At 66.1% G+C, this 11,124-nt stretch carries 11 protein-coding genes, 3 tRNA genes and 1 pseudogene; 6 read left to right on the top strand and 9 right to left on the bottom strand.

The window, feature by feature from the left end:
• A pseudogene (locus DK26_RS29235) lies at positions 1-84 on the bottom strand (elongation factor Tu); the annotation flags it as partial.
• A gap of 228 nt (positions 85-312) precedes the next feature.
• On the opposite strand from DK26_RS29235, the gene DK26_RS00880 reads away from it, so the two are divergent.
• A complete protein-coding gene (locus tag DK26_RS00880; protein WP_066467375.1) occupies positions 313-636 on the top strand; it encodes a SelT/SelW/SelH family protein in 324 nt (107 codons plus the stop codon).
• A gap of 65 nt (positions 637-701) precedes the next feature.
• Here the strand turns inward: DK26_RS00880 and DK26_RS00875 are convergent, their stop codons facing one another.
• Positions 702-1,493: a hypothetical protein gene (locus DK26_RS00875; protein ID WP_066467373.1), complete on the bottom strand. Its 792-nt coding sequence runs from the start codon at positions 1,491-1,493 to the stop codon at positions 702-704.
• A 75-nt stretch (positions 1,494-1,568) separates the two neighbouring features.
• Positions 1,569-1,874: a hypothetical protein gene (locus tag DK26_RS28820; RefSeq protein ID WP_157089441.1), complete on the bottom strand. Its 306-nt coding sequence runs from the start codon at positions 1,872-1,874 to the stop codon at positions 1,569-1,571.
• A 152-nt stretch (positions 1,875-2,026) separates the two neighbouring features.
• Between DK26_RS28820 and DK26_RS00870 the strand changes: the two genes are divergently transcribed.
• The gene (locus DK26_RS00870; protein ID WP_066467371.1) at positions 2,027-4,087 is read left to right on the top strand and encodes an ATP-dependent helicase; all 2,061 of its coding nucleotides are present in this window, start codon (positions 2,027-2,029) and stop codon (positions 4,085-4,087) included.
• 151 nt (positions 4,088-4,238) lie between these two features.
• Here the strand turns inward: DK26_RS00870 and DK26_RS00865 are convergent, their stop codons facing one another.
• The 5 genes from DK26_RS00865 to DK26_RS00845 all read right to left on the bottom strand — a co-directional run bounded on the left by DK26_RS00865 (position 4,239) and on the right by DK26_RS00845 (position 6,646).
• A complete protein-coding gene (locus tag DK26_RS00865) occupies positions 4,239-4,511 on the bottom strand; it encodes a hypothetical protein (protein WP_066467367.1) in 273 nt (90 codons plus the stop codon).
• A 469-nt stretch (positions 4,512-4,980) separates the two neighbouring features.
• A tRNA-Gly gene (locus DK26_RS00860) sits at positions 4,981-5,054 on the bottom strand.
• Positions 5,055-5,217: 163 nt separating this feature from the next.
• A tRNA-Tyr gene (locus tag DK26_RS00855) sits at positions 5,218-5,302 on the bottom strand.
• Positions 5,303-5,441: 139 nt separating this feature from the next.
• The gene (locus DK26_RS00850; RefSeq protein WP_066467366.1) at positions 5,442-6,020 is read right to left on the bottom strand and encodes a hypothetical protein; all 579 of its coding nucleotides are present in this window, start codon (positions 6,018-6,020) and stop codon (positions 5,442-5,444) included.
• Between the two features lie 71 nt (positions 6,021-6,091).
• Positions 6,092-6,646 (bottom strand): AAA family ATPase, encoded by a 555-nt coding sequence (locus tag DK26_RS00845; RefSeq protein WP_066467365.1) that lies wholly within the window; start codon positions 6,644-6,646, stop codon positions 6,092-6,094.
• Positions 6,647-6,754: 108 nt separating this feature from the next.
• On the opposite strand from DK26_RS00845, the gene rlmB reads away from it, so the two are divergent.
• Positions 6,755-7,555: a 23S rRNA (guanosine(2251)-2'-O)-methyltransferase RlmB gene (gene rlmB, locus DK26_RS00840; protein ID WP_083532879.1), complete on the top strand. Its 801-nt coding sequence runs from the start codon at positions 6,755-6,757 to the stop codon at positions 7,553-7,555.
• A 6-nt stretch (positions 7,556-7,561) separates the two neighbouring features.
• Here the strand turns inward: rlmB and DK26_RS00835 are convergent, their stop codons facing one another.
• Positions 7,562-8,047 (bottom strand): hypothetical protein, encoded by a 486-nt coding sequence (locus DK26_RS00835; RefSeq protein ID WP_066467364.1) that lies wholly within the window; start codon positions 8,045-8,047, stop codon positions 7,562-7,564.
• A gap of 325 nt (positions 8,048-8,372) precedes the next feature.
• Between DK26_RS00835 and DK26_RS00830 the strand changes: the two genes are divergently transcribed.
• The 3 genes from DK26_RS00830 to DK26_RS00825 all read left to right on the top strand — a co-directional run bounded on the left by DK26_RS00830 (position 8,373) and on the right by DK26_RS00825 (position 10,712).
• The gene (locus DK26_RS00830) at positions 8,373-10,040 is read left to right on the top strand and encodes an MFS transporter (RefSeq protein WP_066467359.1); all 1,668 of its coding nucleotides are present in this window, start codon (positions 8,373-8,375) and stop codon (positions 10,038-10,040) included.
• A gap of 238 nt (positions 10,041-10,278) precedes the next feature.
• Complete coding sequence (locus DK26_RS28815; protein ID WP_157089440.1) at positions 10,279-10,443, top strand: hypothetical protein; 165 nt, start codon at positions 10,279-10,281, stop codon at positions 10,441-10,443.
• Between the two features lie 194 nt (positions 10,444-10,637).
• Positions 10,638-10,712, top strand: a tRNA-Thr gene (locus DK26_RS00825).
• The last annotated feature ends 412 nt before the right edge of the window (positions 10,713-11,124 follow it).

The following is an 11,124-nucleotide window of genomic DNA, read 5'->3' as shown; positions in this document are numbered from 1 at the left end:
CAAAGACGTCTTGCCATGGTCGACGTGACCAATCGTGCCGATGTTGCAGTGCGGCTTCGTGCGGGAGAACTTCTCTTTGGCCATGACACCTTTATCCTCGAAGGCGGCCTCGCGGGCCGGAAAGCGCGGTCGAATTAGGGGTTTTTGGCTGACGATGCAAGCTGGCCCTGCCGGCCCCGCACCATGCCGCGCCCGCGCCTGTCGCTCCCCGGCGCATCGGCATTGCAGCCGCTATTCTTGGCAAGCCGGCGCCATGGGCGCAGAACCCTCCCGACCGGCGCCGCCGTGGCGCCTTTCCGGAGCCTTTTCGCCATGACCGAGACCAAGCCCGAAACCAAGCCCCTGCCCCGCATCGCCATCACCTATTGCAGCATGTGCAACTGGCTGCTGCGCTCGGCCTGGATGGCGCAGGAGCTGCTGCAAACCTTCGGCCAGGATCTCGGCGAGGTCGTGCTGATCCCGCGCACCGGCGGCATCTTCCAGATCCACTATGACGGCGAGCTGATCTGGGACCGGACGGTCGATGGCGGCTTCCCGGACGTGAAGCAGCTCAAGCAGCGCGTCCGCGACCGGCTCGACCCGGCCCGCGACCTCGGCCATCTCGACGGCCACAAGGCGCAAGCCGCCGACGCCTGAGCGGCGAAGGCCTGCGACGGTCCGCCTCGGCCCCGCCGAGGCGGCTTCCGCCGGGCCGGCGCGTCTCACATGCCGAAGCCGACATAGACGGAATCACCGGTCAGATCGCTGAACTTCTTGTTCTTGTAGCCATGGCCCTGCAGCGGGTCGAAGACGCTGAAATGCTCCTGCGTTGGCTGCCCGACGCCATAGACCACATAGGTGTGGCCCATCTCGCCGAAGGATGTCGCCATCAGCAGGAAATGGCCGTTGGCCTTCAGCTTCCCGAAGACGTAGTCATAGGTGAAATCCTTCCGTGGCAGGCTCTGGATGCCGATGCCCAGCTTGCCGAAAACGGCCTTCATACCGCCCTTCTGCGCCGACGGGTCGTCCGGCTCGCCCTCAGGGAGCGAACCGTCTGAGTTGAGATAGCCGCCATATTCCGCGACGAGATCGTCGACCTTCTCTGTGCTCTTGCCCTTGCCCTTGACGCGACGCCAGGAGACTGCACCGGCCGCCCAGCAATAGAGGCTCGTCTGGTAGATCGCCGGAGGCTCGGCCAGCATCTTCGACGCAGGCGGGGCGAAGCCGGGCGTCGCGGCCTTCAGGATCTTGTACTTGCCGCGATAATAGCTCGATTCATACCAGGTCCGGTCGGTGCTCGGGGTCAGCGGCCGCAGCCAGCTTTCGATTGTCGTGGAATCCTTCCAGGCGATGTTCACCAGCTTGGCGTTGGCCGACCAGCTGCCGGAGCCATTGTCCGGCCCGCTGCTGTCGCGCCATGCGACCTTGCCGCCCTGGGAGAACTCGTATTCCCAGGTCCAGCCTTTGACCCTCACGGTCCATTTCCCGATCAGCAAGTCCAGGTCGCCGGCCATGCCCGCCTCCCTCGTATTGCCGTCCGCTCCGTCGTCCTGAGATCCTAAGGGTCGCCCGTGCGAGGCGCCGTGAGATCATGTTGCTGCGATTGACCGGCGGGCGCAATCCGCCTCGATTCCGCTAGCTACTCCCGTCCGTCCCGGAGCTGGCGGCGGCAGCTCACGCTCATCGTCGCAGGCCAGCGGGCGGGCTCCGGCAGAGAATGCGCCACGCAGGAAGCCGCGCGAGACCGAACGATCAGCATCCGCCAAGAGGACATGGAAGTCGTGCAGAAGCGCCCGTAAGGCCGCGCGCTCGCTGCCATGCTCCTCGACGAGCTCGACCAGTTCCCATTCCAATTCGTCGCGCTCCGGCGCCGCCTGCGGCTCGGCTGATGACATCGTTCTCGCTCTCGCTTATGAGAACATAATGAGAACAAACGGAAGGAGCGAGTCAAGCACGACTCGCAATCGAAGCCACTCCTTCTGTCATCCGACATTGCCGCGGCCGGGCGCTTCGTGCTGCCCTCGGCTCACAGCAGATCGAATCACGCATGAACGCACACGTTTATCTCGACGGCCTCAATCCGGCCCAGCGGCGCGCTGTGTCCCATGGCGGAGACGCGGCGCCTGCACCGCCTGTCCTGATCATCGCCGGCGCCGGCTCGGGCAAGACCAACACGCTGGCACATCGTGTCGCCCATCTGCTCGTCTGCGGCGCCGACCCGCGGCGCATCCTCCTGATGACCTTCTCCAGGCGTGCGGCGTCAGAGATGACGCGCCGGGTCGAGCGCATCGCCCGCAAGGTGATGGGCGATGGTGCCGGCGTTGTAGTCGACGCATTGAGCTGGGCCGGTACCTTCCATGGCGTCGGGGCGCGGCTGCTGCGTGACCTCGCCGAGCAGATCGGGCTCGACCCCGCCTTCACGATCCACGATCGCGAGGACGCCGCCGACCTGATGAACCTCGTCCGGCACGAGCTCGGCTTCTCGAAGACCGAGGCGCGCTTTCCGACCAAGGGGACGTGTCTGTCGATCTATTCGCGCTGCGTGAACGCCGAGCAGCCGATCGAGGAGGTGCTGCGGCTGTCCTATCCCTGGTGCATCGGCTGGGCCGACGAGCTGAAGCAGCTCTTCGCGACCTATGTCGAGGCCAAGCAGCAGCAGAACGTGCTCGATTACGACGATCTGCTGCTCTACTGGGCCCAGGCGATGACCGATGGCGACCTCGCTGCCGATGTCGGTGCGCGCTTCGACCATGTCATGGTCGACGAGTACCAGGACACCAACCGGCTGCAGTCGTCGATCCTGCTGGCGCTCAAGCCCGATGGCCGTGGGCTGACCGTGGTGGGCGACGATGCGCAGTCGATCTATTCCTTCCGCGCCGCAACCGTCCGCAACATCCTCGATTTCCCGCTGGCCTTCTCGCCGCCGGCCGAGATCATCACGCTCGACCAGAACTACCGCTCGACGCAGGCGATCCTCTCGGCCGCCAATGCCGTGATCGACCTCGCCGCCGAGCGCTTCACCAAGAACCTCTGGACCGACCGGGCCGCCGGCGCGGCGCCCGAACTGGTCAATGTCCGGGACGAGGCCGACCAGGCGCGCTTCATCGCGCAGAAGGTGCTGGAGAACCGCGAGGCCGGCACGACGCTGAAACAGCAGGCGGTGCTCTTCCGCGCCTCTCACCATAGTGGCCCGCTCGAGATCGAGCTGACCCGCTGCAATATCCCGTTCGTGAAGTTCGGCGGGCTGAAGTTCCTCGACGCCGCGCACGTCAAGGACCTGCTGGCGCTGCTGCGCTTTGTCGAGAACCCGCGCGACCGCGTCTCGGCCTTTCGCGTGATGCAACTCCTGCCCGGGGTCGGCCCGACCTCGGCCCAGCGCGTCATCGAGCATCTGGCACAGGCGCCGGACGGTATAGAGACCCTGCGCGACGCTCCCGCGCCACCGCGTGCCGGAGAAGACTGGTCCTCGTTCGTCGAGGCGATCGAGCATTTGCGCTCGGGCAGATCAGGCTGGCCGGCAGAGATCGAGCGCGCCCGGCTCTGGTACGAGCCGCATCTGGAGCGCATCCATGAAGATGCGTCCACACGCCAGGCCGACCTCCTGCAGCTCGAGCAGATCGCCGGCGGCTATCCCTCGCGCGAACGCTTCCTGACCGAGCTGACACTCGATCCGCCGGATGCGACGAGCGACCAGGCAGGCGTGCCGCATCTCGACGAGGACTATCTCATCCTCTCGACCATCCATTCGGCCAAGGGGCAGGAATGGAAATCGGTCTTCGTCCTGAACATCGTCGATGGCTGCATGCCGATCGATCTCGGCGCCGGCTCAAAGGACGAGCTCGAGGAGGAGCGGCGCCTGCTCTATGTCGCCATGACCCGGGCCAAGGACGATCTGCACCTGATGGTGCCGCAGCGCTTCTTCACACACGGCCAGTCCTCCACCGGCGACCGGCACGTCTATGCAGCACGCACGCGCTTCATCCCCGACAGCCTGCTGAAGCATTTCGAGCGCCGGGCCTGGCCCCTGGCGGCACCTGCGGGCGAACGGGCCGCGTCGACCGGGCCGAAGATCGACGTGCGCGCCAAGATGCGAGGCATGTGGCGCTGACGACGAGCGCCGGAAGCGGCGTAAAGGCCACAGAGCCGGCGCCGCAACGGCGAAGCTTCGATCAGAGATCGAGCACTATGACGGGCTAGTCGTTCGTTGGCCCGCGCCGAGCGTCAACCCACCGCGGACCAACTGAAGCGTGCAAGAAAATTCAGCGGCCCATTTTCCGCAGGGCGTCGACCGCCTCGCCCGCCGCGCTCGCCGCTTCGGCTTTGACGCCGTCCAGGGCGCCGTAGAAGGCCCCCCCGAAAGCGCCGGCCAGAACCCCGGGCGGACCGGCGTAGATCCCGAGCTCCACACCCGACTGAATGGACTTCTCGACCGTATCGCCGATGTTGCAGATGGAGTCGTAGAGGTTGAAGCCGCCGCTCACGGCATCCAGGGCCTCGTCATTCAAAGCAACGTTGTCGCGCTTGGTGTTCATCGCTCTGCTCCATCACTTGCGTCGTTTCGATGGGGCATGTGTACGGTGGCTGACTTACAGGAAGCTTACATGCCGGGCCCTTACGGCAGCGCGAGAGCTTCGAACCTCAATTACGGTTAGGGAAACGCTGCAGCTTTCCTCTCAGTTTGAATGTTCGAGAGGCGAAGCGGTCGCTGCGACATGCGCCGGTTCCGAAGTGTCTAGATCTTCGCCCGGCAGCGCGAGCCCTGCAGATGTCGGCGCCGGGACGGCTAGCTCAATCGAGCGCTCGCACAAGCTCTTCTCGACCGGCAACCTTTGTCGATCCGGTGAGGGTTCGGCGAACCGGCGACGCCCGCCTGATCGGGGAGAGCCGCAACGGAAGATGATTCGAGCGGAAGCTGGAGGTCGATCCCAGTCATCAGCCATATGAGTTGGAATGGCTGACCGAGCTTCCGGCCTATCTCTTTGGAATCGAACAGAAGGGCGATGGAGCGGGTACCGGGAATCGAACCCGGGTATTCAGCTTGGAAGGCTGCTGCTCTACCATTGAGCTACACCCGCGCTGGGCGACAAGTTCCGCATCGCGCGGCCCGGTGTCAACCCGTCATCGCCAGCTGCCGGCAAGGGCCGCAGGCGTCGCGGTGAAAGCGTTGCGCTGTCACCGCATGGTCGTCTGGCGCGTCTTTCAGGAAGGCGCGCCTTTCCTCGTCCCGCAGGACGAAGGTGGTGGGGGAAGCAGGACTCGAACCTGCGAAGGCATAGCCAGCGGATTTACAGTCCGCCCCCTTTGCCGCTCGGGACATTCCCCCGCCGTTTCGCTGGCTGGCCCGAAGGCCGGCCGCAGCCGCTGTTTCACTTTTGTGAAGGGCGGCAGGCGCGGCCGGACTTATGGTGAGAGGCCGCCCGCCTGTCAACGCCTAAAACGAATGATCAGCGACGAGATGCGCTTCAGTCCACCACTCGCGGCGCTCCGTGTTGGCGCAACCAGGCCGTCGCCGCCGGCACCAGGGCCTGAAATGGCGTGGTTTTCGGCCGCTCGATCGCATCGGCGAGATCGGGCGGAGGATAAATCAGCGTCCGCACCCCGTGCCGATGCTGCCAGACCGGAAGCGTGCCCTGGCGGACAAACATCGCGATGACCTCCCGCACGATCGGGCTGCGCAAGGCCCGCGATCTACCGATCGGGCGTGCCACCACGCAGAATCGCGCGAACGGGTTCGGGTGGCTCTCCTCACCTTCCAGGCAGAAGATCACGCCGCAGCGGTCCGGCCGCGCCTCGTCCGGCATCGCGTCGATTCGTCGCCACAGGCAGAACCAGCTCCGACAGATCTGCGGCCGCGTCGCATGGATGCCGCAGCCCTTGCCGGTATTGTGACGGCACATCACCCCGGCCGGCTTGCCGACTTCGGGATCGACGATGCGCAGCACCTCGCAGCAGGCGACGCAATCGCCGCATTCGCGCCCCGGCGTCAGATGGTTCAGCGTCCGCCCGGTGCGCATCGCCCCGGCTTCCGGCATCGCGTCCATAGGCCCTCTCCCGGAAAACGGAGTGGAAGACCAGAATAACGCCGATCGCCGCGCGGCGGAACGCGAGTGTCTCAGCCTGCCTCAGCGATTCGCGCCCTGACGAAGGCGACACGCTCGGCGACACTGGCGAGCGGCAGTTCGACCGGCTCGTAGCCGAAGGCGCGATAAGCACGCGTCACTGCCGCAAAAGTCCGCTCGGCCTCGGCGAAATCCTGCTTGCGCTCGGCATCCCCGGCGAAGATCGCGCGCCAGGGCGGCGCCGCGAAGACCAGCCGGCGATAGCGCACCTGCCGCGCCGCCCGCTCCAGATGCGCGGGGATCGCGAGCCCCGACAGGGAGAGATAGCCGGCGACATCTGGCACGCCGCGGTCGAACAGCACGATGCCGCCGCGATCGCGCGCCTCGGCATGCGATCGCATGTCCCAGCCCAGCATCAGCTCGGCGAACAGGGCCCGCTCGCGCCAGGGCAGTGCCGGCCCGTCGATCGCCATCTGGTCGCGAATGATCGCCCGCCCGCCTTCCGGCGCGGTCGCATAGCCCGCTGCCGCCAGCGCGGCCAGCAGCGTGGTCTTGCCGGCTCCCGGCCCGCCGGTGATCACGAAGAAGGCGTTGTCGTCGTCGGTCATCGTTGTTTCCCATGCGTCGGTGACATCTATCGGCAGCGCGCCTTGCTCCGGACTGGTCAAGCGCGGCGCATCGTGGCAGGGCAGACGCTCGACAATTCGGGAGTTCCCATGCCCGCCCCTTTCCGCCCGCGCCCAACCGGCAAGCCTTCCGGCCGCAGCTTCCGCCCGCGCCAGGATGGTCCGCCGCCGCATCGCCCGGGCGATATCGACGAGGCGATCCTCTACGGCGCCCATCCGGTGATCGAGGCGCTGCGCAATCCGCGCCGGCGCTTCCGCAAGCTGCTGGTCACGGAGAACGCCTTGAAGCGCCTCGGCGAGGAGATCGGCGAACTGCCGATCGCGCCCGAGCTGGTGCGCCCCTCCGAGATCGACCGCCTTCTGACGCCTGATTCCGTGCATCAAGGGCTCTATCTCGTCTGCGATCCCCTGCCCTCGCCCGATCTCGACACGCTGCCGGACGATGCCGTCGTCCTCGCGCTCGACCAGATCACCGACCCGCACAATGTCGGCGCCATCCTGCGCTCGGCGGCGGCCTTCGCCGTCGCGGCGGTGATCGTAACCATCCGCCATTCGCCGGCGGCGACAGGCGTGCTCGCCAAATCAGCCTCCGGCGCGCTCGAGCATGTGCCGCTGATCGCCGTGAAGAACCTTGGCGACGCGCTCGACAAGCTCGGCAAGCGCGGCTTCCTGCGCGTCGGCTTCGACTCGGAAGGGGATGTCTCGCTCGACGACGTCGCCCTGCACCGCCCGCTCGTCATGGTCATGGGCGCCGAGGGCAAGGGCCTGCGCCAGCGCAGCCGCGAGCTCTGTGACCACCTCGCCCGGCTCGACATGCCCGGCGTGATCAAGAGCCTCAACGTCTCCAACGCCACCGCGATCGCGCTCTACGCCGCAACACGGCAGCGCTGAGCCCGCTCAGCGCTTCCCGGCCGGGACGCGTCGCTCGCCGGTTTCGAGCGGCAGGACGTCGTTGGCGCCGATCCGGATGACGCGGACGACCTGCCGGCCGCGCTCCCCCTCGATCCGGTAGATCACCGGATCGGCCACGGGCGGGCGCGGGATGCCGACGGCGACCGGGATCGACGGTTCGGCGCGCTCGAAGCGATAGTCCGGCTGGCTGGTCCGCACCGAAAGTCGCGGCGAGGGATCGTAGAACCCCGGCCAGTAGCCGCCGAGGCCATAACCATAGCCCGGACGATGGAAGCCGCGTCCGCGCGGGCCTCCCTGGAACGGCCGCCCCGGCATCGCCAACGGGCGAGCCTGCGCCGCCGAGGCCAGGGCCGGCGCTCGCACCCCCGCCGGAGCGGCGGGACCACCTGCGGGCCTCGCGAAGGCGCTCGAGCCCAGTGCCAGCAGGCCGCCCGCAATGCAGGCCAGACGGAAAACCGGGATGCCGACCATGTCGCTCCCCTCCTGTCCTTCGGAATCGCCGCTGGAAGGAGACGCTAGCCGCCTTATGCCGGGAAGGCGAGTCGGGCGCCGGATGACGGCGGAAAGCAGGCCTCACCCGTTAATGAGTCGTTAGTCTTACACCCTTTGGTGCAAGACCAAGTGCCTGCTTGAAGCTTGGGGGCTGTGGGCTCATTCGTTCCCCATCAAACTTGTCTTTTCTAGGGCCTTTGGTGAGTCGGCAACGCCCGGCTCCAACGCAAAGACCGCTGCAAGGCGGCGTGGAGGCGTAGCGGGTGGTCCGCTGCGCCGGGGGAACGAACTACGGGAGCGGATCATGAGCATTGCACAGGCATCGGGGGCCGCCGGCCCACGCCCGATGACCAAGGAAGAGAAGCGAGTCATCCTCGCCTCCTCCTTGGGCACGGTCTTCGAATGGTACGATTTCTATCTCTACGGCTCGCTCGCCGTGATGATCGGCGCGCATTTCTTCTCGGCCTTCGACCCGAACACGCGCGCCATCTTCGCGCTGCTCGCCTTCGCCGCCGGCTTCCTCGTCCGTCCCTTCGGCGCGCTCTTCTTCGGTCGCCTGGGTGACCTGATCGGCCGCAAATACACCTTCCTCGTCACCATCGTGATCATGGGCGCCTCGACCTTCCTGGTCGGCCTGCTGCCCAGCTACAACTCGATCGGCTGGATCGCCCCGGTCATCCTGATCATCCTGCGCATGCTGCAGGGCCTCGCGCTCGGCGGCGAGTATGGTGGCGCCGCGGTCTATGTCGCCGAGCACGCCCCTCCCGGCCGCCGCGGCTTCTACACCTCCTGGATCCAGACCACGGCGACGCTCGGCCTGCTGCTCTCGCTGATCGTCATCCTCGGCATCCGCACCACCATGGGCGAGGCCGAGTTCACCGCCTGGGGCTGGCGCATCCCGTTCCTGGCCTCGATCTTCCTGCTGGCGATCTCGGTCTGGATCCGCATGCAGATGCAGGAATCCCCCGCCTTCAAGAAGATGAAGGAAGAAGGCACCGGCTCGAAGGCGCCGCTCTCCGAGGCTTTCGGCCAGTGGAAGAACGCCAGGATCGCCCTGCTCGCGCTGTTCGGCCTCACCGCCGGCCAGGCCGTCGTCTGGTACACCGGCCAGTTCTACGCCCTGTTCTTCATCCAGAGCATCCTGAAGGTCGACCTCTACTCGGCCAACGTGCTGATCGCCTGGTCGCTCATCCTCGGCACCGGCGGCTTCATCGTCTTCGGCGCGCTGTCGGATAAGATCGGCCGCAAGCCGATCATCCTTGCTGGCTGCCTGATCGCGGCGCTGACCTACTTCCCGCTGTTCGGCGCCCTCACCAAGGCCGCCAACCCCGGCCTCGCCGCGGCCCATGCCAACGTCAAGGTCCAGGTCGTCGCCGATCCCGCCACCTGCGGCTCGGTCTTCGATCCGGTCGGCGTGCGCACCTTCACCCAGCCCTGCGACATCGCCCGCCGCACGCTCGCCACGCAGGCGATCGTCTACACCCAGGCTCCGGCCCCGGCCGGCACCCCGGCCAAGGTCACGGTCAACGGCAAGGAAGTCGCGATCGACGCCAGCTTCGCCGCCAACATCGCCAAGGAAGCCGTCGCTGCCGGCTATCCGGCGGCTGGCGACGCCCGCATCGTCAAGACCGGCTTCATGGGCGCGCTGTTCGGCGGCCAGTCGCTGACGGTCATCGCGATCCTGACCATCCTCGTCATCTATGTGACGATGGTCTACGGCCCGATCGCCGCCGCCCTGGTCGAGCTCTTCCCGACCCGCATCCGCTACACCGGCATGTCGCTGCCCTACCATATCGGCAACGGCTGGTTCGGCGGCCTGCTGCCGGCGACCTCGTTCGCCATGGTGGCCGGCACCGGCGACATCTACTACGGCCTCTGGTACCCGATCGTGATCGCGATGATGACCTTCGTCATCGGCATGCTCTTCGTGCCCGAGACCAAGGATCGCGACATCATGACCTACGACCACTGATCGGCTTTACGATCGGCCGGCACCGCCGGCTGCCGAGCCCCGCCCTCGTGGCGGGGCTTTTTTGTTGGAGACAGCAATGGGTCGGCACAGTCTCGGCGAATGCTTGAAGCCAGCGGAAGATGACCTGCCGACCGGAAGTCGATGCGACGCGCTATAGCGCCGGCTCTTCTTAACATCTGCGCCCTATAGAGTTTTCGACGCAGGCCATCGCTCTCTGCCAGCCTGCAGGAGGCTGCGCGTGAAGAACTTGATTGCCTGGTGGTGCTCGCTGTTCGGCTTGAAAGACAAAGTCTTGATCAATCTTGTGACGGCCATCGTAGCCGCGGGCACGCTGATCTGGGCGATCTCGACCGCACTGTCCTTCATCGTCGGTGTTCTCTTCACATGGAGCATCTGGCGCTGAAGCCAACGCAGAGGGAAGACGAAGTCGCCATCTCGGCAGCGAGCGGGAGTGGCAGCCGGAGCGCAGGCTGGCGGCAAGGCCGTTTCAGCCGAGCTGCATTCCGACGCCGCTCCAGCCTTAAGCGCCGCGTCCATCGCATCTTCGGCACGGTCTCGCTTGCTCTCGCGGCGCCGGGCTGGTACCGCAGCGCCGGAGCCGGCGTAGCACAGCGGTAGTGCAGCGGTTTTGTAAACCGAAGGTCGGGAGTTCGATCCTCTCCGCCGGCACCATGCTCCCCGGCTCATGCCGGAAAAATCCCAGACTGAGCCTAGCGATTATGCTGTGCGTGCCGGTTTCCGGCGCCATTCCTGTGCCCGCAGCTTTGGCAAGCTCGCTGGCGTTCGCGCCGCCCTGAAATCCTCACTGGATCACCCCTGATTACCAGCCGGCATTGGCGGTTGGGAGAGCGCTTTCGCGCGTCCGTTTCCAGCTCTCGCCTTGCGCCTTCTGTATCGGAATTATGGCGCAGCCATCTTTTCGCCTTGTGCCAAATCTAGATGCACCGGCGAGACGGTTCGGCCAGACCAGGATTTGGTGGCCTGAGCTTCCATTCCCCCTTGTAGAGTAGAGCATGCGTCGCGTTGTTTTGGCTGCACTCGTTGCGGCATCCGTACCCGTTTACGCCCAGGCGAACACCACCAT

Source organism: Allobosea sp. WAO (assembly GCF_001509835.1).
GTDB lineage: Bacteria > Pseudomonadota > Alphaproteobacteria > Rhizobiales > Beijerinckiaceae > Allobosea.
This window is presented reverse-complemented; position numbering and strand designations above follow the sequence as displayed.